Source organism: Flagellimonas spongiicola (assembly GCF_023502425.1).
In the GTDB taxonomy this organism is placed as follows: domain Bacteria; phylum Bacteroidota; class Bacteroidia; order Flavobacteriales; family Flavobacteriaceae; genus Flagellimonas; species Flagellimonas spongiicola.
Window position 1 is genome coordinate 457,646 of the sequence record NZ_JAMFMA010000002.1, and the last position, 21,674, is coordinate 479,319.

General features: G+C 40.0%; 18 protein-coding genes. 5 read left to right on the forward strand and 13 right to left on the reverse strand.

All coding sequences use genetic code 11. The features are described 5' to 3' along the window. Positions 1–86 precede the first annotated feature (86 nt). The 4 genes from M3P19_RS08265 to bioA all read right to left on the reverse strand — a co-directional run bounded on the left by M3P19_RS08265 (position 87) and on the right by bioA (position 4,615). The gene (locus tag M3P19_RS08265) at positions 87–1,517 is read right to left on the reverse strand and encodes a flotillin family protein (RefSeq protein WP_249657189.1); all 1,431 of its coding nucleotides are present in this window, start codon (positions 1,515–1,517) and stop codon (positions 87–89) included. Between the two features lie 4 nt (positions 1,518–1,521). Then, entirely contained in the window at positions 1,522–2,100 is a 579-nt protein-coding gene (locus M3P19_RS08270; RefSeq protein WP_249657190.1) for a hypothetical protein, read from the reverse strand. Positions 2,101–2,163: 63 nt separating this feature from the next. Then, positions 2,164–3,318 carry a beta-ketoacyl synthase N-terminal-like domain-containing protein gene (locus M3P19_RS08275; RefSeq protein WP_249657191.1) on the reverse strand — a complete coding sequence of 385 codons (1,155 nt, stop codon included), beginning with the start codon at positions 3,316–3,318 and terminating at the stop codon, positions 2,164–2,166. Positions 3,319–3,328: 10 nt separating this feature from the next. Beyond that, positions 3,329–4,615, reverse strand: a complete 1,287-nt coding sequence (gene bioA, locus M3P19_RS08280; protein ID WP_249657192.1) for an adenosylmethionine--8-amino-7-oxononanoate transaminase — start codon at positions 4,613–4,615, stop codon at positions 3,329–3,331. Between the two features lie 62 nt (positions 4,616–4,677). Between bioA and M3P19_RS08285 the strand changes: the two genes are divergently transcribed. Then, positions 4,678–6,162, forward strand: coding sequence for an ArnT family glycosyltransferase (locus M3P19_RS08285; RefSeq protein ID WP_249657193.1), 1,485 nt, complete (start codon positions 4,678–4,680; stop codon positions 6,160–6,162). Here the strand turns inward: M3P19_RS08285 and bioD are convergent. Genes bioD through M3P19_RS08300 form a run of 3 tightly spaced genes read right to left on the reverse strand, consistent with a single transcriptional unit; the run spans position 6,154 to position 8,302 of the window. Beyond that, positions 6,154–6,768 carry a dethiobiotin synthase gene (gene bioD, locus M3P19_RS08290; RefSeq protein WP_249657194.1) on the reverse strand — a complete coding sequence of 205 codons (615 nt, stop codon included), beginning with the start codon at positions 6,766–6,768 and terminating at the stop codon, positions 6,154–6,156. The genes M3P19_RS08285 and bioD overlap by 9 nt on opposite strands. Then, positions 6,768–7,151: a putative signal transducing protein gene (locus M3P19_RS08295; RefSeq protein ID WP_249657195.1), complete on the reverse strand. Its 384-nt coding sequence runs from the start codon at positions 7,149–7,151 to the stop codon at positions 6,768–6,770. Before M3P19_RS08295 ends, bioD begins: the two co-directional genes overlap by 1 nt. Further along, the gene (locus tag M3P19_RS08300; RefSeq protein WP_249657196.1) at positions 7,148–8,302 is read right to left on the reverse strand and encodes an aminotransferase class I/II-fold pyridoxal phosphate-dependent enzyme; all 1,155 of its coding nucleotides are present in this window, start codon (positions 8,300–8,302) and stop codon (positions 7,148–7,150) included. Before M3P19_RS08300 ends, M3P19_RS08295 begins: the two co-directional genes overlap by 4 nt. Positions 8,303–8,364: 62 nt before the next feature. On the opposite strand from M3P19_RS08300, the gene M3P19_RS08305 reads away from it, so the two are divergent. Both M3P19_RS08305 and M3P19_RS08310 read left to right on the forward strand, forming a co-directional pair. After that, the gene (locus M3P19_RS08305; protein WP_249657197.1) at positions 8,365–10,158 is read left to right on the forward strand and encodes a M61 family metallopeptidase; all 1,794 of its coding nucleotides are present in this window, start codon (positions 8,365–8,367) and stop codon (positions 10,156–10,158) included. After that, complete coding sequence (locus M3P19_RS08310; RefSeq protein WP_249657198.1) at positions 10,155–10,688, forward strand: GNAT family N-acetyltransferase; 534 nt, start codon at positions 10,155–10,157, stop codon at positions 10,686–10,688. Before M3P19_RS08305 ends, M3P19_RS08310 begins: the two co-directional genes overlap by 4 nt. 47 nt (positions 10,689–10,735) lie before the next feature. Here M3P19_RS08310 and M3P19_RS08315 read toward each other — a convergent pair whose 3' ends face one another. The 6 genes from M3P19_RS08315 to M3P19_RS08340 all read right to left on the reverse strand — a co-directional run bounded on the left by M3P19_RS08315 (position 10,736) and on the right by M3P19_RS08340 (position 20,357). Further along, positions 10,736–11,014, reverse strand: coding sequence for a F0F1 ATP synthase subunit delta/epsilon (locus M3P19_RS08315; RefSeq protein WP_249657199.1), 279 nt, complete (start codon positions 11,012–11,014; stop codon positions 10,736–10,738). An 82-nt stretch (positions 11,015–11,096) separates the two neighbouring features. Next, the gene (atpD, locus tag M3P19_RS08320) at positions 11,097–12,605 is read right to left on the reverse strand and encodes a F0F1 ATP synthase subunit beta (protein ID WP_249657200.1); all 1,509 of its coding nucleotides are present in this window, start codon (positions 12,603–12,605) and stop codon (positions 11,097–11,099) included. Between the two features lie 164 nt (positions 12,606–12,769). Next, positions 12,770–15,532, reverse strand: a complete 2,763-nt coding sequence (locus M3P19_RS08325; protein WP_249657201.1) for a TonB-dependent receptor — start codon at positions 15,530–15,532, stop codon at positions 12,770–12,772. A gap of 207 nt (positions 15,533–15,739) precedes the next feature. After that, positions 15,740–17,587: a glutamine--fructose-6-phosphate transaminase (isomerizing) gene (glmS, locus tag M3P19_RS08330; protein ID WP_249657202.1), complete on the reverse strand. Its 1,848-nt coding sequence runs from the start codon at positions 17,585–17,587 to the stop codon at positions 15,740–15,742. A gap of 113 nt (positions 17,588–17,700) precedes the next feature. Then, positions 17,701–19,542 (reverse strand): DUF4270 family protein, encoded by a 1,842-nt coding sequence (locus tag M3P19_RS08335; protein WP_249657203.1) that lies wholly within the window; start codon positions 19,540–19,542, stop codon positions 17,701–17,703. A 5-nt stretch (positions 19,543–19,547) separates the two neighbouring features. Continuing rightward, positions 19,548–20,357 carry a glycogen/starch synthase gene (locus M3P19_RS08340; protein WP_249657204.1) on the reverse strand — a complete coding sequence of 270 codons (810 nt, stop codon included), beginning with the start codon at positions 20,355–20,357 and terminating at the stop codon, positions 19,548–19,550. A 102-nt stretch (positions 20,358–20,459) separates the two neighbouring features. On the opposite strand from M3P19_RS08340, the gene panC reads away from it, so the two are divergent. Together panC and panD are read left to right on the forward strand one after the other, a co-directional pair. After that, positions 20,460–21,308: a pantoate--beta-alanine ligase gene (gene panC / locus M3P19_RS08345; RefSeq protein ID WP_249657205.1), complete on the forward strand. Its 849-nt coding sequence runs from the start codon at positions 20,460–20,462 to the stop codon at positions 21,306–21,308. 13 nt (positions 21,309–21,321) lie between these two features. Further along, positions 21,322–21,672: an aspartate 1-decarboxylase gene (gene panD / locus M3P19_RS08350; protein WP_249657206.1), complete on the forward strand. Its 351-nt coding sequence runs from the start codon at positions 21,322–21,324 to the stop codon at positions 21,670–21,672. Positions 21,673–21,674: the final 2 nt, after the last annotated feature.

The following is a 21,674-nucleotide window of genomic DNA, read 5'->3' on the forward strand; positions in this document are numbered from 1 at the left end:
ATTCAAATTAACCCCGCAATTATACGGCGTTAAAAAGAAAAAGGCCATGACATTAATCATGACCTTTTTATGCTACTTTGGATAATTCAATCTTTTGAAGATTCTTTTGGCTCATCCTTTGAGTCTGGTTTTGCCGCAGACTCATTAACATCTTTACCTTTTAGATACTCCGGTAATTGCATCCCTGCCATATTGAACATTTCTTGTAATGGTGGGACTGATTTGTACATTCCCGAAATGAAATTAGCCGTTGAGTTTTTCCCATCTTCTGTTTTAGTCCCGGAATCCCAAACTGTAACTTTATCAATTTTAATGTTCTTGATTGCTTCTGCCTGTTTTTCAACCAATTCAGGCAACTTATCGGCAATTAGTAGTAAAACTGCATCCTTGGGGTCGTTCCCTGCTGCCTTTACTATTTGATCTAAACCTTCCGCCTGTTTGGTCAATACCTCAAAAATACCTTTTGCCTCTGCTTCAGCCTTAAATAAAATCGCATCCGCCTCACCTTTTGCTTTTCTGCGTATCATTTCCGCTTCCGCCTCCGCGTCTATTTCAACTTTTCGTTTGTCAATTTCAGCTGGTACTACGACATCAGCAACTTGAGAACTACGCTCCCTTTCTGCCCGTGCCATTTCCGCATCCTTTTCAGCGGCATACGACTCCTCAAGCGCCTTTGCAGCTTGCACCTTTTCTGCTGCAATTGCCGTACGCTCCGCTTCAGCTTCTCGCTGTCTACGCAATGAATCTGAATTGGCAACATCTATTTTGGCAACGTTCTCTCCTTCTACAGCCTTGGCATTTGCGGCGGCAACCTGTGTTCTTTCATCTTGCAATGCGTTCGCTTCCCCAATGGAACCATCCCTGTTTTTTTCCGCCACTGATTTACGAGCAGCATTGATGGCATGGGCGGCAGCTTCTTTACCAAGTGCTTCTATATAACCAGATTCATCAACGATATCCGTAATGTTTACGTTGATTAGTTTAAGACCAACTTTTTTCAGCTCCGATTCCACACTTTGGGAAATATTGGAAAGAAATTTATCCCGATCCGAATTAATTTCCTCAATATCCATGGAAGCAACGACCAAACGCAATTGCCCAAATATAATTTCCTTGGCTAGGTCCTGAACTTCTTGCATTCCCAATCCAAGTAGTCTTTCTGCAGCGTTCTGCATTATTCCAGGTTCTGTAGAAATACCAATGGTAAATCGGGATGGGACATTTACCCTAATGTTTTGCCTACTCAGAGCGTTGGTAAGATCCACTTCAATGGAAATTGGGGTTAAATCCAAAAATTCATAATCTTGGATTACTGGCCATATAAAAGCAGCCCCACCATGAATACATTTTGCAGAGTTGCCGGAACCTACTTTTCCGTAGACCACCAATATTCTATCAGACGGACATCTTTTGTAACGCCTGATGAAGGATATGATGATGATAAATACAAAAAGTATTGCAAAACCGATGGTCAGCAGTGAAGCACCGCCACCAAACTGTAAGGGTAGTAATAGCATATAATTATTTATTTAGGAGTTGAACAATTAAAATTCCATTATCGGTTACCTCTTTTACTTGGACAACGTTTCCTTGTTTTAGGTCGGTGTCCTCATCTGTTAAGGCCTGTAATTCGCGGAGTGTTCCTTGCACATTGATGCTTACTTTTCCAATACTGGACCTATTAGCCCCAATGGTAAGGTAAACTTCGCCTATCTGATCCAATGCATTTTTGAGTTTCAATGTGCCGCTACTTTGCATTTTACTGAGGTAGTAAAACAAGGCTGCCATAATCAGCATCATTAAAAGACCACATATAACCGATATTAGTATTGTTGTACTGGTCGAAAGTCCATTTTCAATACATGATATCCCAGACCATCCAAAAATTGTGAAGAAGCCCATGAGGTTCTTGAATGACAGGAACTGAAAACCTATACCTGAATCACCATCGATATCAACATCCACATCTCCACTTAAATCGTCAACATCCCCTCCAACAAAAGTCAATACCATCAGTATCAACAATATAATTGAACCAGCAATTGCAGTAATCCAATATACTTTTTCAAATAAAGTCAAGGCGGAGAACCATTCATCCATAATCAACAGTTTAAGGTTATTGTTTTGAACAAAAAGATAAGACATTAATAATTTAAAAATGTCTTATTTGGAAAGTAATATTGACACCGCGTTCCCACCAAAGCCCACGGCATTGACCATAACTTTTTTTATGGTATCCGACTTTGGTTCTTGATTAAAAAAAGGAACTGAAATATAGGTTTGATGCTGCAACATTTGAAGGGCCAATTCCATGCTCAAAAGACCTGAGGCTCCAAATGTGTGACCTACTTTCCATTTATTGGTAGTTAAAAATGGGATTTTGTTACAGAAAACTTTTTCGATAGCCCTTTTTTCGTGAAGATCACCCTTTATTGTACCTGGAGCATGTAACACAATCGCATCTACTGTGGTTGGGTCCATATCTCCTAATGCCATCTTCATGGAGTCCTGGAAACATTTAGCATCAGTGGATATGGAAACATTATGTTCCAAGGGTTCAGTGGCATAACCTATTCCATCAATGTAAGCCAGTGCATTACCCTTTTTACCTAGCTCTAGACAAGCCATTGCCGCAGCCTCCCCAAGTACCATGCTATTTCGCTTCTTGCCCAAATCCATGGCCCTGCAAGGAATTTCCCGCTCCTTACTATATATTTTCAAAGCTTGCATTTGCGCAATTGTAAATGGAGTCAACGGAGATTCGCTCCCACCTACTAAAAATTTATCCGTCAAACCACTTTGCAACCAGGCCACCGCATTCAAAACAGCATGTAGCGCAGTGGAACAGGTTATGGAATGAGATATATCAGGTCCCTTGGATTTTAAATCATGGGCTACCCAAGACGAAATATTACCCAGGGTAGTTGTTGGACTTGACAAAGTTGCAGCTGAACTGTCCTTTAAGAACGATTGATGATACTTTTCAAAAAGGGTTGTTGCCCCACGAGAAGAGCCAATATTAACCCCAAAATTGGATTCTTCCCTCCATTTCGCTGCGGTTATAGCCTTACGTGCAGTATGCATTGCCAAAAGTACCGATGGATCTAATTCCTTATACTTTGTATCCGATAATCGTAACTGCCTTATGTTCGATTCACCAATAGTTGTCAACTTGCTTGCCCAAACGGAATGTTCTCCGATTTGGATCTCTGCCATTTTATGCTGACCATCCAAATACGATTCCCAGACTTCCACTGGTGTATCGCCCAATGCTGACGTGGAAGATAATGCAGTAATTGAAATTGACTCCTTCAACATAATTCAACAGCTATACAATTTCAAGAACATCTACAATGGATTGATATATCTGATCCATCTGTTCTTGTTCAATTACAAAAGGAGGTAAAATATAAATGGTATTCCCTAGTGGGCGTAAAAACACGCCATTTGACATAAAATGGGAAAATAGTTTGTCCCTTAAATTCCCATAGCGCTCCATTTCCACGTTCAAATCCAACGCATAAATAACTCCCAATTGACGGGTAGTTGCCACTTTGGGATGATTTTTTATGGTCTTGTCAAAACTTTTATGCCATTGAATGATATTGGCAATATTTCCTTGGATTTCGTCTGATTGAAGCAACTCCAATGCGGCCATTGCTGCTGTACATGCCAATGGATTAGCAGTATACGTATGACCATGGAACAATCCCTTAGAAATATCATCACTATAGAAAGCATCATATACTTGTTGCGTACACGTAGTAAGTCCCATAGGTACTAAACCAGCGGTCAATGCTTTGGAAAGGCACATGATGTCAGGTTTTGTTTGCAAATGGTCCGAAGCAAAATATGCCCCCGTTTTACCAAATCCGGTCATTACCTCATCTGCAATGGTAAGAGCCCCATACGATTTAAACAGATTTAGAATTCGGTCCAACCCCTCTGCGCTATGCATTTTCATGGCTGCCGCTCCTTGAACCAAAGGTTCATAAATAAATCCAGCAACATCATTTTTCTTTAGACGATCCTCAAGTCTGTCAATCAGTTCCTGTGTATTGCTCAGATTGGGTACCGGAATTCGCTCCACTTCAATAAAGAAATCTTCAAAAGGCCCATTATAGACTGATAAACCAGAGACGGACATGGCACCGAAGGTATCGCCATGGAATCCTTCTTCAAACGCGAATAGCACATTTCTTTTCTCGCCTCTATTAAAATGGTATTGCAGAGCCATTTTAATTCCAATTTCAGTCGATGTTGACCCGTTATCGGAAAAGAACAGTTTTTGTTGGTTCTTTGGTAATATTTTAATCAGTTCTTCAGACAACCTTACTGCTGGTTCATGGGTAAATCCGCTAAAAACCACCTGATCTAACTGTTGCATCTGTGAAGACACTTTGTCTAAGATGTAGGGGTTGCAGTGGCCATACATACAGGTGTACCAAGATGCAATGCCATCGATATAGCCCCTTCCTTCCTCATCATAGATCATTGCACCTTTTGCCCTGGAAATGGCCAACATTTCAGAATGCGTTTTATGCTGTGTCAGCGGGTGCCAAAGATGCTTTTTGTCCCTTTCAGATAACTTTTCCAATGTCTTGGGATTAGTCAAACGATTCAATTTATCTATCTTGCAAAGATGGCAATTAAAACCTAATTAACGCCAAGCAAAAAGTGCTTAAAAAAGGTATTGAATCATTTCTTCAACGTTACCAAGAACCCAACTGGAAAAGTGTATTGTGGTTATTGTTCTTAGTTGCCTTAATTATTCGGTTTCCTTTTTTCTTCAGGGATTATGTGGATCGGGATGAAAGTACTTTTATCATCATGGCACAATCCTGGGTGGAGGGGAATTTACCCTATATAAAACTCTGGGACCTTAAACCCCCGATTACCTTTCTCACTTTCGCATCTGTTATTTCAATTTTTGGCAAAAGTTTTATAGCCATACGTTTGATGGGAACCCTCTTGGTATGCTTCACCGCCTTTTTTACCTATAAAATTGCAATACGATTTGTGCCAAAATCTGCTGCATTATGGTGTTCGCTATTTTGCGTTTTCTTTTTAAGCCTATTTGGGAGTTTACAAGGCGTGATGTCTGAACATATTTGCACCTTCTTTTTTGTTGCAGCACTATATGTACTGGTCTCAAAAAATAGTTGGTATTGGCAGCTCATAGTTGGTTTACTTTTTGGACTTTCCGTGATGTCCAAGTTGAACATGGCTTATCCGTTAATGACGATGGGATTAGTTCTTCTTTGGCAATCAATCGGCACTAATAATTTCAAAAGCGCTATGGTAAATTTACTATTGATGGCAACTGGATTTGTGTTATTGGTGTACTTGACTTCCATTCCCTATCAACTACAAGGACAACTGCACATATGGTGGCAGTCCATTTTTGAAGCTCCTCTTGCCTATTCCCAAACAAAATTCCATTCAGTTTTTAAGGCCTTGCCATTTGTCTTGGTTATTATGACGGCCCTTGGGTTGGCCATCTACAAACAACTAATTGCGCTTAATTCAAAGGAAATTCAATTGTTGCTTGCAGTTGTTGTGGGTGTTCTCGCTTCTTTTATGCAAACTGGAAAGGTAAACGGTCATTATTTGATACAGCTCTATCCATTTTTGCTGATATTGATGGCCGCCGGATTGCAAAATTTTGAGTTTTTGAAAAATATCCCAAAGCTACTATTGGGTATTCTAGTTTTGCTTGTTCCTATGGAAAGCTATCTTGAATACGCCAATATAATTGGGAACAAAGTGGAAAAAGGTTCTTTTTTTAATGGAGAGGGTATCGATATCCCACAATACATTGCCGAAAACAAGCTTGATACCAAAAACATATTCTTTACTGAATACCACATTGGATATTGGGTTTTGGGCGTGGACCCGCCAACGAAAGTAGCCACTCATCCGAGCAATATTACACGGGATAAATTATTCCCCTATATGAACAATCCTCGAGTTACAGGAATGGAGGAACTTCAATTTATCCTAGAGGAAATCCAACCAAATATTATAGTTGCCCGAAAAGGGAAGAGAATATTTGATAAAAAATTACTGGATTTCAATGATTATATTGACACATATTTGGATGACCATTACCAACTAATTGCGACGATAGATCGTGGTTTAATCTACCAAAGATTAAAATGATCGCAACATAGGACCGAAACGCTCAGCGTATTTTGCAATGGTTATCTTATCAAACGTCTTTTCTTCTTCAATTCTACCCAAAAAGACAACGCCTGTTTTCTGTAGAATTATCGCTTCGGTGGTGGGATGTTCATCGCCACTGAAAATTAATCCAATATCCAGATTCTTTTCCTGCAACTTTTGGACAGTTAGCAGGGTATGGTTAATACTTCCCAGATAATGCCGTGACACGACAATCACCTTATCAGATGGTTGGATTAAATCAAAAATGGTATCTGTGTCATTCAAAGGCACCAATAAGCCTCCTGCGCCTTCAATGACCAAATCATTGTCAGTTATTGGCCTATTGATGTTAGTCAAATCAATCCTGACCTTATCGATATCTGCGGCAGCGTGCGGACTCATAGGAGTGTTTAGGGCGTAGCTGTTGCCATGAAGCGTCGTTTTAGAATTACTGATCATACCTTTTACCTTATCGGTATCGGAAAAATCCAAATCTCCAGCCTGAACGGGCTTCCAATAGTCCGCCTCTAAAGCCTCTACCACTATTGCAGATGCAACTGTCTTTCCAACTTCAGTACTGATTCCTGTAATAAAATACGCCATCAAATTGGTTTTGTGATGAACTGACAACTAGTACATCGGTATTTTTTAGGTTCAAAAAATGGGAATAATTTGTAAAAAATGCCATTCCTGGAATAATAGATCTCAGATTTTTCGGCATTGCAATTTGGACATTTTATCGGATTGCCATCATTGTCCGTAGCATAACTCCTGACCTCATTGTATATGGTAATTGCCCTTTCTTTATCCGTGGTGTAGACCTGAAGCTTTACACCCCCAATAGCACTACTAATCAATGGGTCAGAATTGATGGTGTTTTCATCCCTAAGAAATACTTTAATTCCTTCAGCCTCCAACTTTCCTTTGATAATTTGGACATCAGCAGGAAACTCAAAACTGGCTAAGGTGAAAAATTCGTTGTTCATTGACCCAAATAACTTTTAATTTCTTGCAAAACTCGTGATATTTCTTCTTTTGTATTGTACGAATGCAAACAAATCCGAAGACGTTCCGATCCTGCCTTTACGGTAGGTGATAGAATAGGTTTTACGCCATAACCGGAGGATTGCAAATGCAAAGCCAATTGTTTAACCTTTTCGTTGCCCGGAAGTATTAAGCAATGGATTGCTGAATCACTGGAAATAAAACGGTCTTCCAATCCTAAACGCTTCTTTTCAACCTTAAAATGGGCAATGTTTTCCTGTAAAATCCTAATAGCTTCCTGTCCGTTGGAATTCATATGCACATAAGCACTTAGTACCATAGCTAAACTATGCGGAGGTAAGGCTGTGGTATAGATTAAGCTTCGTGCAAAATTCACCAGATAGTTTTTTAGCGCTTTACTTCCCAATACAGCTGCCCCGTGATGTCCTATTGCTTTTCCAAAGGTGATAATCCTAGCAAAAACAAGTTCACTTAAACCCAAGTCAGAAATCAAATCCCTTCCTTGACCAAAAATCCCTGTGGCATGGGCTTCATCAACAATCAAGTAACAATCATGCGCTACACAAAGTGCGCTTAAACTTATTAAATCTGGGGAATCACCGTCCATAGAAAACACAGATTCCGTCACCACGTAAATATCCAAATCAGCGGATTTGGATTTGATTTTCTTGATTCGATTTTCCAAATCCTCCAAATCATTATGCTGAAATTTATAGCTCTGAGCATTCCCCATTTTGATGCCATCACGAATACTTGCGTGTGCTAGTTCGTCATATAACACCACATCTCCCCGTTGCGGAACCGAAGAAAAAAGACCCACATTGGCATCATACCCGGAATTGAAAACTAAAGCAGCTTCGGAATTGTGATGCTGACAAATAAAATTTTCCAAATCAAAATATAGTACATGATTGCCGGAAAGCAACCTTGACCCTGTAGCTCCGGATATCACTTTGGGATATGTTTTTAGCATGATCTCGGCTTCCCTTTCTATTGCTGGTTCTTGAGCAAGTCCCAGATAATCATTGGAAAAAAAATCTATCCAAACAGCACTGGAAGGTAGTTCCCTCAAGGAATTTTCTTCTTCGCGTTTTTTAAGTTTTATTTTGAGTTTAGATGGGATTCCGGCCATGTTCCAAATTTAATGGTTACCGCGTTTAAATGACTATTTTAGAGGACTTGAAATCAAATTCCATGAAGATATTCCAACTGTTTCTGTTGTTAACTACCGCTCCGATTGTTTTCGGACAAACCGTCAACTATGAAATTTCCTTTGAAAATGCCGTACATCATGAAGCCAAGGTTAGTATTTCGTTTACAGCTATCACTTCTGATTCACTTCATGTAAGGATGAGCAGAACTTCGCCAGGAAGGTATGCCCTACACGAATTTGCCAAAAATGTCTATGATTTCAAAGCGTTGGACAGCTCAGGTAAGGAACTGGATGTTTTTAGACCCGATCCTTATCAATGGATTATTCCGGACCATGAAGGAGCAGTTAATATCCAATATACGTTGTTTGCCAATCGCGGGGATGGCACCTATTCCCAGATTGATGAAACCCACGCACACTTGAACATCCCAGCTACTTTTATGTATGCTCCTAGTTTAGCTGATAGACCTATCGAAGTGAATTTTAAAGTACGTGATGATTTAGGTTGGAAAGTGGCGACACAATTGCCTTTGGTTTCCGGCACCACCTACTCGGCTCCTAACCTATATTACTTTATGGACAGTCCAACGGAAATTAGCAATTTCATGCTACGTTCATTTGAGTTGGATGGTCAGCGCATACAATTGGCACTACACCATAATGGTACCGAAGAAGAAGCCGATACCTATTTTGAAAAAGTAAAAAAAACCGTCGTCCAACAAAAGGAGGTATATGGGGAACTTCCAAATTTTGACTTTGATACTTATACCTTCCTAGCTTGCTATATTCCTAATGCGTCAGGTGATGGTATGGAACATCGCAATTCAACCATTCTAACAAGTACACGCAGTTTGGCAGAGGGTGGTATGAAACGAAATCTTCCAACGGTTTCACATGAGTTTTTCCACGCATGGAATGTTGAGCGCATACGACCAGAAAGTCTTGAACCTTTTGATTTTGAAGCAGCCAATATGAGTGGTGAACTTTGGTTTGCAGAGGGTTTTACCAGTTACTATACCAATTTAATTCTATGCAGGGCTGGTTTGATTTCTGCTAAGGAATTCATCGAAGGATTGACCGGCTCCTTTAATTATGTCTGGACATCACCTGCCCGTCAGTTTTTCAATCCTATTGAAATGAGTTACCAAGCACCCTTTGTGGATGCCGCTACATCCGTTGACCCCGTAAACAGGGAAAATACTTTTATCTCTTACTATCCTTACGGCAGTGTATTAGGCCTTGCTTTGGACCTTAGTTTAAGAAATGAAGGTTATAATTTGGATGATTATATGAAAGCCGTTTGGAATAAATTCGGAAAGTCGGAAATCCCATATACCATTAAAGATCTGCATGAAACCTTAAATGATTATGCTGGAAAATCCTTTGGTGACACCTTCTTTGAATCATACATTTACCAAAGTGGCATGCCGGATTACAAGGCACTATTTCAAAGTGTAGGCGTGTCTTTAACACAGAATTCAGAAGTTCCCTATCTAGGTGCACGGGTATCCCTAAAGTCAACAGGTGGATTGCTCACAAGCAACCCCGCCATTGGTTCAGCGGCCTATCTGGCGTCATTATCCAAGGGTGATGTCATAAAAAGGATCAATACAATACCATTGGCTGAATATGAGAATTTTCAAACCTACTTGGAACAGTTTGAAATGGGAAAACCACTGCAAATCCAATATGAAAGATTTGGCAACAACTATTCAACTACCCTAGAGTTGCAATCAAGTCCATCTTATACCATCAAATTGATGGAAGATACAGATGCTACCATAGAACGAGACGAACTAGAACAAAGAAAGGCCTGGCTTAATTTGCCAAAATGATAACGTACACACAAGCATCAACTTCCGAAGAACTTCACCAAATTCTTGAGCTACAACAGCAGAACCTTCCTAGAAATCTTACCCAAAAGGAACAAGAGTCTGATGGTTTTGTAACCGTAGAACACACCTTTGCCGTTCTTCAGGAAATGAATGATGAATGCGGTCATATTATTGCAAAATCAGACGGGAAAGTAGTTGCATACGCCTTGTGCATGCACCCCAAATTTGCTGAAAGCATTGAAATATTAAAACCCATGTTCCACGAAATCAACAAGGTTGTAAAAGGGAATTTGAATTATATGGTGATGGGGCAAATCTGTGTTGCTAAAAGCTATAGAGGTAAGGGTGTATTCCGACAACTTTATACTACTATGAAGGCCAAACTTCCACTTGGGATGGATACCATAATAACGGAAGTTGCTGTCAAAAACATCCGTTCGTTAAATGCGCATTTAGCTGTTGGTTTTACAGAATTAAAAAGATATTCCGAAGATAATCTTACCAAATGGGTATTGATTGAACTCAAATAAAAAAGCCACTCAAAAGAGTGGCTTATACATGTTATTTCTGAAAAGCTTTAGTCGGCAAGGACAATAACTTTATTATCCTTCATTTCAATAGTACCGCTTGTAATGGCTAAGACCGTTTCGCCATTGGCGCTGGTGGAAAATTTGTTTTGAAACTCCTCAGCGATCTGAATGTCCCCTTGAACCTTTACATCCCCTTCTTGAAGTAAGGAAACTATAGGTGCGTGATTTTGCAACATTTGGAATTCACCATTAATACCAGGTACCGTTACAGAACTAACCTCACCGGCAAAAAGAGTCGCTTCTGGGGATACAATTTCTAAATACATTCTTTTTAAGTTATGCGTGATGAGTTAGGAGTGACGAGTTTCAATTTTTGGTAAACTCTACATTCTTAACTCGTAACTTATTTTATGCTTCAGCCAACATTTTCTCACCTGCCTCAATTGCATCTTGGATGCTTCCTTTGAGGTTAAAGGCAGATTCTGGCAAGTGATCCAATTCACCGTCCATGATCATGTTGAAACCTTTGATAGTATCCTTGATATCTACCAATACTCCTGGGATACCTGTAAACTGCTCTGCCACGTGGAAAGGTTGTGAAAGGAAACGCTGTACCCTTCTTGCTCTACCAACGGCCAGTTTATCTTCCTCAGACAGTTCTTCCATACCAAGGATCGCAATAATATCCTGAAGTTCTTTATAACGTTGCAACAACTCTTTTACACGTTGTGCACATTCGTAATGTTCTTTACCTAAAATCTCAGGCGTCAAAATCCTTGAAGTGGAATCCAATGGATCTACTGCTGGATAGATACCAAGCTCAGCAATCTTACGAGAAAGTACTGTAGTAGCATCCAAGTGGGCAAAAGTAGTTGCAGGAGCAGGATCCGTTAAGTCATCCGCAGGTACGTATACCGCCTGAACCGATGTAATGGAACCTCTTTTTGTAGAAGTAATCCTTTCTTGCATCGCACCCATTTCCGTCGCCAAAGTTGGTTGGTAACCTACCGCAGAAGGCATACGACCAAGAAGTGCAGATACCTCTGAACCAGCTTGGGTAAATCGGAAAATGTTATCTACGAAGAAAAGTACATCCTTACCTTGACCATCACCAGCACCATCACGGAAGTACTCAGCAATTGTAAGACCAGAAAGAGCTACCCTAGCACGTGCACCAGGAGGCTCGTTCATCTGACCAAAAACGAAAGTTGCTTTGGATTCCTTCATGGCTTTCTTGTCCACTTTGGATAAATCCCAACCACCTTCTTCCATGGAGTGCAAGAAATCGTCACCATACTTGATGATACCAGATTCCAACATTTCACGAAGCAAATCGTTTCCTTCACGGGTTCTTTCCCCAACACCGGCAAATACGGATAGACCACCGTGGCCCTTTGCAATGTTGTTGATTAATTCCTGAATCAATACGGTTTTACCAACACCAGCACCACCAAATAAACCAATCTTACCACCTTTTGCATATGGCTCGATAAGGTCAATAACCTTGATGCCTGTGAAAAGTACCTCGGTAGAAGTGGATAAGTCTTCAAATTTTGGAGCTTCCCTGTGGATTGGAAGACCATTGTCTCCTTCCTTAGGTAACTCTTCCAAACCATCAATAGCATCTCCAATCACATTGAAAAGTCGACCATAAACATCCTCTCCAATTGGCATTTGGATTGCATTACCTGTAGCAACCGCCTCAATTCCTCTACTCAAACCGTCAGTGGAATCCATGGAAATTGTACGCACGGTGTTTTCACCAACGTGTGACTGTACTTCCAATACTAATTTGGAACCATCAGCTTTGGTGATTTCAAGCGAGTCGTAAATTTTTGGGATTTCTGTTCCTGATTCAAATTCAACGTCAATGACGGGGCCAATAATTTGGGCAACCTTTCCTGTAACTTTAGACATTACTGTGTTAATTTTTAATTGAATACGATGGAAAAAACCGTTTTTTTTCCGGCTGCAAAGATATACTATTACATTTTAAAGAAAAACTTAAAAACCGCTTTTTTTACCTACAAAAAAAGCACTGGTTTTACCAGTGCTTTCCTTTATTTGTTCAGTATAGCAAATTATGGGTTAATCGTCCAAGACACATAGTAAATAGAACCGATATTACCAGTTCCTATAGCTTGGAAATACTCATCTCCCAAAAGGTTAGATCCACCAAGTTTAAATACAGACTTAATGCTTGGAACCGTATAGTTGATCTGTGCATCAAGTACGGTATAAGCTGGAACATCCCCATCAGCAAAAGAAGCCTCCCAGAAGAAACTATCACTCCATCTGTAGTTGAAATTGAAGCCGAAATTCTTGAATAACTCAGTATTCCCGAATGATGCTTTCACTTTGTGTTTTGGTGTATTGAAGTTGGTTCTAAAATCTGGAAATTGTTCTTTATCAAAGTCCAACTCATTGTAGGTATAATTAACACCTAAATCAAAATTTCCAAAAATCTTGGTATCCACTCCAACTGTACCACCATAAGAGTTAATATCAACTGTGGAGTTGGTATATGTCTGATACGGTTTACTATCCCCATTTTGTAAGGCCAATAATGAAAGACCACCATCTCCAGCTGTACCGTAGTAAGGAACCAAAACGGTAACGTTGGCTATGAAGTCTTTGTACCTATTATAGTAACCGCTCATATCAATAGTAAACTTCCCGATTTGCCCACGATATCCAGCTTCAAATGCAGTTATCTCTTCTGGCTTTATGATGTCAGTAGTAACAGCCTCAGGAGCTCCGCTTAAAACGGAACTTAAGGAATATGCATTTTCATAGGCTGTACTACCTGTAATGTTAACCGTAGATTGTCCAATTAATGCTTGTCCGCTTTGACTTACATTAAAAGTTCGCACATCCCGATCTAGGTTATTTGGCGCAGATCCTACCAAAATAGCAGCACCAGCATCTAAACCGATAAATAAATCTTGTGTGGTTGGGTTTCTAAAACCTTGCTGTGCAGATACCCTGAAGTTATGGTTTCTATTTTCACCTGCCGTATACGCCAAAGACAATCTTGGTGATACGAACCCGTCAAAAAACTCATTCTTATCATAACGTGCGGATCCTGTAAACTTGAATCGATCGTCAAACATTTTCTTCTGCAGCTGTACATAAGCACCATATTCATTATAGGTAATAGGCCCATCGGAATCCGTAAAAATCGTGCCTCCTGAATTCAATTCATACTCTCTAAAAGACCCGCCGATTTGAATATCCGCCCAATCATCAATTAAATGAGCTAAATTGTAATTACCATTCAAATGACGGAATTTAGTGTTGTCAATAAACTTTGCACCAGTGGTTAAATCACCGTCATTGATAACTCTATTAAAAGCACTTTCGAATGCCGGAGTCCCAGGAATCAATCTTCCCGTGTCAGCTGCCTGTCTTGCTATTGCGTGGGCAGCTGTTGAAGCATCTTCAGGGGACAGCCCTCCTTGTTGTATTCCACCTAAGTAAGCAGGAATATAGGCCCCAGCATATTCTGTAAACCATTGAGTATCTCCTTTCCAACTTCTGTTCACATTAATCGCTGCAAAACGCGTATCATAGGCATCTCCGGAATTTTCAGAAACTAAATATCCTCTTAGGAAGAAGTTATCATTTTTGATTTCAATTTTGTGTTGCTGCATAGAGAAGCCACTTACTGCGTATCTATTGGAACCTTGGTATATGGTGGTACCTCTACCAATTCTACCATTATAAATCAATTCCAAATCATTACCAAAAGGACGGTAGTGGATAGCAAAATCCGTTTTTACACTTTCTGCATTGTAATCTGCAAGAACGGCTTCTTCATATCCTGTACGGGAAATAGTAGCAGATCCTACGGTGCCGCTAGGAAACCCTGCTGCTGCATCAAAATCAAGCAAGGTGGAAACTTCATCCCCATAAACATTCAACCCGTCATACGCAGGATTTGACCTGTCCGCTCCTGGATTATTCAAATCAATCACGCTATTTGCATGCCAATCTTCACCTTTTAATATAGAAATATTGGCTTTCACTGCTAACTTGTCATTAAACGCGTGTGCTGCACGAACACCAAAATCGTAGTAATTGTTGTCACCCGCTGCATCTTGCGATGTTAAACCCGTTTTACCGTAGGCACTGATTCCCTGAAAATCGAAGGGATTCTTGCTACGCATGAACAAAATTCCATTAAATGCACCTGCACCATACAAGGCTGATGATGCTCCGGGAAGGATTTCAACACTCTGAACATCCAACTCGGACATACCCACCAAGTTACCCAAAACGAAGTTTAGACCTGGCGCCGTGTTATCCATCCCGTCTACCAATTGAAGGAAACGGTTGTTGGCGAAGGTTGCAAAACCTCTTGTGTTAATAGATTGGAATGTCAAACTGTTGGTATTGATGTCAACACCTTTTAAGTTTTGAAGTCCACCGTAGAAAGATTCCGCAGTTGTATTCTTAATTTCCTTTAGGCCAAATCGCTCAACTGAAACCGGGGATTCAAATATTCGTTCTGGAGTTCGCGATGCGGAAATTACGATTTCATCCAAAAAGGTGGAGGCTTCCTTCAGCTCCACTGATAATGTTTGGTTGTTTGCAGTTACATTGGCTAAAACATCAGCAAAACCAATGGCCGTAATTTGAAGTTGAAACGGAGGTTGCTCTGAGGTATTAAAGGTGAAATTACCATCAAAATCAGTAGTGGTACCTTCAGCCTTGCCCACTAGAACCACATTGGCCCCAGGTACGGGTTCATTGTTTTCATCAACTACCGTTCCCTGGACAGTTGTTTGCGCGTAGGTAAGGGAACCAAACAACATAAGGGAAAGAATCATTAATCTTCTCATCAGCTTATAATTTGAGTTAAATTAGTTTTAGGAATATGTTAAGTATCCGGGCGGAAGATACATTTTTTTTCACATGAATTCTACAAATTCAAAAAAAATTATGCATGCATAATACTTTTTTGCTAAAAAAATAGCCTCTTCTCTGCTATTTTAACAAAAAAGAGGCTTAAAATAAGTGCTTTTCGAAGTTTTATCGAATTGTCTAGGTCACTCCACAGTAACCGACTTTGCCAAGTTTCTTGGTTGATCTACATTACATCCTCGCATAACCGCAATATGATAAGATAGCAATTGCAACGGTATGGTTGTCAGCAATGGCGTCAGGCATTCTGTTGCTTCCGGAACTTCAATTACATGATCCGCAAGTTCACGAACCTGAACATCCCCTTCTGTAACTATTGCAATAATTCGTCCACTTCTGGATTTTATTTCTTGGATATTACTTACAACTTTTTCATAATGGCCTTTCTTGGTGGCTATTACGATAACAGGCATTTGCTCATCAATCAAAGCAATTGGTCCATGTTTCATTTCTGCAGCGGGATAACCTTCTGCATGTATATAGCTAATCTCTTTTAATTTAAGCGCTCCTTCCAAGGCCACTGGGAAATTATAGCCTCTACCCAAATAAAGACAATTGGAGGAATCCTTATAAATCTCAGAAATCTGCTCTACAATCTCGTTGGACTCCAAAGTTCGTTCTACCTTGGACGGAATACTTTCTAGCTCCGTTAAGATTTCATGGTATTTGGATTCCGAGAAAACGCCCTTTTCCTGAGCGAGCTTCAAGGCAATCAATGTCAGTACAGTTATCTGTGTTGTAAATGCTTTAGTTGAAGCCACCCCTATTTCAGGACCTGCATGGGTATATGCACCTGCATGTGTTTCACGGGCAATAGACGAACCTACCACATTACAAACACCAAAAACGAAGGCTCCTTTTTCCTTGGCTAGTTTAATTGCTGCCAATGTATCTGCGGTTTCTCCAGATTGGGAAATAGCTATCAATACGTCATTCTCAGTGATAACAGGGTTACGATATCTAAACTCAGACGCATATTCAACCTCAACCGGAATACGTGCCATATCTTCAAATATGTACTCTGCAACCAATCCTGCATGCCAAGATGTACCACATGCAACGATAATGATACGATTGGCATTCAGGAATTTTTCAATATGCTGATCTATTCCAGCCATTTTCACTATTCCCTGATCCGCCAACAAACGTCCGCGATAGGTATCCAATATTGCTCTTGGTTGCTCGTAGATTTCTTTCAACATGAAATGCTCATATCCTCCTTTTTCTATTTCCTCCAAGTTCATTTGGAGTTCAAGAATATTCGGATAGGCTATTGCATCATCTTTTATCTTGCGCAACTTAATTTCCTTGCCGATTCTCACAATTGCCATCTCTTCGTCTTCCAAGTAAACGGCATTGTTAGTGAATTCAATAAATGGAGAAGCGTCTGAAGCAATGAAGTATTCGTTTTCTCCAACACCAATGGCCAACGGGCTTCCTAGTTTGGCCACCACCATTTCGTCCGGTTTATTTTTATCGAAAACCGCAATGGCGTATGCACCAACAACTTGGTTCAACGCAATCTGAACCGCTTGGCCCAACTTAACCCCTTCTTTTTTCTTAACCTCTTCAATTAAGTTGACCAATACCTCGGTATCCGTATCGGATTCGAAGGTATATCCACGTTCAATCAACGCTTTTTTTATGGATTCATAATTCTCAATAATTCCATTGTGAATGATTACCAATTCCCCAGAATTTGAATAATGTGGGTGGGAATTAATATCATTTGGCACACCATGTGTAGCCCAACGTGTATGCCCAAGACCCAATTTTCCTTTGGTGTCTATGGTTGCTTCACTTTTCTTTTTTAAATCTTCTACCTTTCCCTTGGTTTTGGAAAGGTGCGTGTTTTCACCGTCAAACAGCACTATACCAGCACTGTCATAACCGCGGTATTCCAACCGTTGCAATCCCTTAATAATAATAGGATATGCATCTCGGTGGCCTATGTACCCAACTATTCCGCACATACAAATGAATTTTTAGTGACAGTTATTTATATTTCAAGTTCAAATTTAACCCCGATTGAGGAAAATTGAATCTCTATAGGACATAAAACGAAAAAAGTCTATGAATGGTATACCTAATTGGCCTCTGTGTAGAATATTTCGAGTTTGAGTTTCTTATCCTCGTCCTCTGGATCCACTGCACTACCATACAATACGGTTCCCAAAGGATTTATAATTGCCATTAGAGGCTGCTCTATCAAAGGCTCAACAGTGCCCTTGGAATCCAAAACATTAGGAATTATAATGTTTGATGTAACAGTTAGCCCCAAACTTGCATTCGTTGAGTCACGAACTATTATATTATTAATGTAATCGGTAATTCGAAACCTATATTGAGTGCCGCGGCCATTTTCCTTCTGCAAAATCCCATCAAAATCCAAAAAGCGTCCTAGTGGCTCATTGGTTTCACTGACTTCATTTGCAAAACTATAAATAGGTTGATTGGTTTCTGCATTATACAAATAGAGCCGTGAGGGCTCGATTGTATTTGGTCCTATTGCATCACTATCTATATGAAAAACTAAGTTGGCTTCGTTAATAATCCAATTATTTTGCCGGATTTCATTGATGATATCCGCACCGCCATTTATGGTTTCTTCAAACAATCGAATCTCAGTGAACGTGCCACTACCTCCTTTTGTATAAATCCGCTCTGCATTTACGCCATTGTCCAATGCATTGGCAACATTTGGCGGCACCATATCTTCCACAAAGGTGTTAACCGCGTTCCCCAAAATTGCCCCATTATTATTAATCAATAAGTTTAATAAAAAATCATCCTCCAAGGTTTCTATTTCCTCGTCCGTAGTATTATAATTTTGATAGGAATATGTAATAGTCAGTGTTGCTTGGGTCAAATCCAAAAGCATCATCAAATCATCCATATTCGCGCCGGATAAATGCACTCCTCTAAAATAATCCGCAAAATTGTTCTGACTGATCAGTTCGGCCGAGCCTTCTTTATCCAATATTCGCTGTTGGAAAAAGTCCAAATTGGTAATATCTACAACAATACCAGGGTTCCGTCTTGAAGTTACTTGAGCTGATTCGTCTGTCTCTGTTTCCGGATCATCTTCATTTTCAAATTCCAATAATTCCAGATTCTCAAAACTTACCGGACCGCTAAACAATTCCTCACCAATAAAAGCGGAAAAATCCTGATTGGAAAAATACTCCTGCGCTTCTTCAAAATTGGTATTTGGGTCTAGGTCCCGCAAGAAGTATGTGGATTCCGATACCGTTAGGTTGAAAGTTCCTGAAATAATTTCATTGTTTTCTATCAATGCCGGACCCCAAATGCTATCTAAATCAAATCGTGCAGGAAAAGTGTTTGCTACAAAATCATCCCCCGTACCATCTTCACTGGGATCCAACGGATTCGACCCCACAAGTCTCTCGTCATTATCGGTAACACCATCGCCATCAGAGTCACTACTTGGGTCTGTTGGATCAGCGTCAAATTGGTTTTCTACGCCATCAAGATCTTCATCACGCAAAGACGTTGGTGGCAATTGAAAAGGAATATAAAGTTCTACAGACAGAACGGTTTCTTCTTCAGGTATAGTTGCAACATCATCATCGGAATCTGCGGTATCTTCTACTTCTTGGGAAGTATCCCCAAATGTAGGACCCCCTTGTCTACCTGGAAGGGACACCTGGGAAATGATGCTTCCCGTTCTTCTTCCAAAAACGGGGTCATCGTAAGAACCAAGGTGATATAACGGCAATCGATTTGTCTGTACTGCGTCTATACCTTTATTAAAGGCAAATACATCATATTCCACTTTCCCCGTTGTAAATGGTTCTCCTGCAATAACCCCTTCACCAATTGTCCCAAGCTCTTCTTCACAAGAGGACAATACCAACAACAAAGTTCCAACCAAGGCTGAAAACCTGATAATCCAAGAAAATTTCATGCAATTTATTTTAAAACTTCTGTCGTATAGAAATTTGTGTATGCCTCTTCCGCTTCTTGTAATGAAACGTAGGGCAATACCGGTTTGGAAAGGCCTTCTATATGGTTCTTTAAGTCATCCGAAACCTCTTCCGAGGCTAAAATAATGGCATCGGAATAATCCACTGCAACTTTTAACAAATTATTATAGTCGGGTGCAGAAATTGAGGAGATACTGTCCTTTTCTATACCATCAAACGCTATTTTATCAATCATTTTACCGTCCAACTCTCCGTCAAAGCTCTTACCATATACAGAAGTAACGATCTTACTGTCCGCAAACAAAGGCTCATCTGCATAGTATTCTCTAAGATAAAGTGGTAGTAAAGATGCCATCCACCCGTGTACATGGATAATATCTGGCGACCAGTTTAATTTTTTAACTGTTTCCACTACACCTTTGGCAAAGAAAATTGCTCTTTCGTCATTGTCTGGAAATAGATTTCCATCAGGATCGGTGAAAGTTGCCTTTCTTTTAAAGTACTCATCATTATCAATAAAATACACCTGGATTCGCTCCCTTGGTATTGATGCAACCTTAATGATCAATGGCATATCCATATCATTGATTACCAAGTTCATCCCAGAAAGTCGAATTACCTCATGTAACTGATGACGACGTTCATTGATATTCCCATATCTTGGCATGAATATGCGTATTTGGCCGCCATTACTGTTAACCATTCTTGGGGCTTCATAGGACATTAAGGAAACTGGGTTCTCAGGGAGGTAGGGTACTAATTCAGAAGATACAAACAATATCTTTTTGCCATTCATAAACACTTTCTTTTGCGATTCCGAAAAACGTAGCCGCAAAAGTACAAAAATTATGCTGATTAGCAGTATTTATAGTATTTTTGCACGCTTTTGATCAACGATATGCATGTATTTGACCGCAAGGCGGAACTAATTGATCACCTTAATATGGAAAGGGACAAGAACCACGAGATCGGTTTGGTCCCAACTATGGGAGCGCTGCACAAAGGCCATCTCTCACTGGTGAAAAAAGCCATTTCAGAAAACGATGTTGTTGTAGTCAGTGTGTTCGTGAACCCCACCCAATTTGATCAAAAAGAAGACCTTGAAAAGTATCCCAGAACTTTTGAAAGGGATGTAGAGCTATTGAAGCAATTAGATGACACCATAGTTGTTTTTGCTCCAGATGCAAAAGATATCTATGGCGAAGAGGTCATTGCTAAAGAATACAATTTTGAAGGCTTGGACAAAGTAATGGAAGGTGCTTTTAGAACCGGACATTTTGACGGAGTTGGAACCATAGTTGAACTTTTCCTGACAACCGTATCGCCTAGCAGAGCTTATTTTGGAGAAAAAGATTTCCAGCAACTTCAGATCATTCGAAAACTAGTAGAAACCCAGAATTTACCTTTTGAAATTGTTGGATGTCCCATTGAACGGGAGCCCCATGGTTTAGCTATGAGCTCACGTAATGAAAGGTTATCGGAAACGACAAGGAAAGAAGCTGGTTTTATTTACAAAACCCTTAAAACTGCCAACGAAAAATTTGGCACGGAAAGTGCTTCTGAAATAAAGAAATGGGTTAAGTCCCAATTTGAAAAGAATGAACTGTTGGATTTGGAATATTTTGAAATAACCGACGAAAACACTTTGACCCCAATGCTGAAAAAGCAGGCAAATCAAAAATATAGGGCGTTCATTGCCGTTTATGCAGAGAACGTTCGGTTGATAGACAATCTAAGACTGAATTAATTAATTTTGCGCTATGCAAATTGAAGTAGTAAAATCTAAAATCCACAGGGTAAAAGTCACAGGAGCTGACCTAAATTACATAGGTAGTATAACCATTGATGAAGACCTTATGGATGCTGCAAATATAATACGGGGCGAAAAAGTCCAAATCGTTAACAACAACAATGGTGAACGATTGGAAACTTACGCTATTCCTGGACCTCGTGGAAGTGGAGAACTTACACTTAACGGTGCTGCCGCACGCAAAGTAGCGGTTGGTGACGTATTGATCTTGATCACCTATGCTTGGATGGATATTGAAGAAGCTAAAACCTTCAATCCGGCATTGGTTTTCCCCAATGAGGAAACCAATATGTTAAACTAGTT

Excerpts from the sequence above, each read along its gene's own strand:
- M3P19_RS08265 (WP_249657189.1), bottom strand. The coding sequence starts at position 1,517 with ATGCTATTACTACCCTTACAGTTTGGTGGCGGTGCTTCACTGCTGACC.
- M3P19_RS08270 (WP_249657190.1), bottom strand. The coding sequence starts at position 2,100 with ATGGATGAATGGTTCTCCGCCTTGACTTTATTTGAAAAAGTATATTGG.
- M3P19_RS08275 (WP_249657191.1), bottom strand. The coding sequence starts at position 3,318 with ATGTTGAAGGAGTCAATTTCAATTACTGCATTATCTTCCACGTCAGCA.
- bioD (WP_249657194.1), bottom strand. The coding sequence starts at position 6,768 with ATGGCGTATTTTATTACAGGAATCAGTACTGAAGTTGGAAAGACAGTT.
- M3P19_RS08295 (WP_249657195.1), bottom strand. The coding sequence starts at position 7,151 with ATGAACAACGAATTTTTCACCTTAGCCAGTTTTGAGTTTCCTGCTGAT.
- M3P19_RS08300 (WP_249657196.1), bottom strand. The coding sequence starts at position 8,302 with ATGGCCGGAATCCCATCTAAACTCAAAATAAAACTTAAAAAACGCGAA.
- M3P19_RS08305 (WP_249657197.1), top strand. The coding sequence starts at position 8,365 with ATGAAGATATTCCAACTGTTTCTGTTGTTAACTACCGCTCCGATTGTT.
- M3P19_RS08310 (WP_249657198.1), top strand. The coding sequence starts at position 10,155 with ATGATAACGTACACACAAGCATCAACTTCCGAAGAACTTCACCAAATT.
- M3P19_RS08315 (WP_249657199.1), bottom strand. The coding sequence starts at position 11,014 with ATGTATTTAGAAATTGTATCCCCAGAAGCGACTCTTTTTGCCGGTGAG.
- atpD (WP_249657200.1), bottom strand. The coding sequence starts at position 12,605 with ATGTCTAAAGTTACAGGAAAGGTTGCCCAAATTATTGGCCCCGTCATT.
- M3P19_RS08325 (WP_249657201.1), bottom strand. The coding sequence starts at position 15,532 with ATGAGAAGATTAATGATTCTTTCCCTTATGTTGTTTGGTTCCCTTACC.
- glmS (WP_249657202.1), bottom strand. The coding sequence starts at position 17,587 with ATGTGCGGAATAGTTGGGTACATAGGCCACCGAGATGCATATCCTATT.
- M3P19_RS08335 (WP_249657203.1), bottom strand. The coding sequence starts at position 19,542 with ATGAAATTTTCTTGGATTATCAGGTTTTCAGCCTTGGTTGGAACTTTG.
- M3P19_RS08340 (WP_249657204.1), bottom strand. The coding sequence starts at position 20,357 with ATGAATGGCAAAAAGATATTGTTTGTATCTTCTGAATTAGTACCCTAC.
- panC (WP_249657205.1), top strand. The coding sequence starts at position 20,460 with ATGCATGTATTTGACCGCAAGGCGGAACTAATTGATCACCTTAATATG.
- panD (WP_249657206.1), top strand. The coding sequence starts at position 21,322 with ATGCAAATTGAAGTAGTAAAATCTAAAATCCACAGGGTAAAAGTCACA.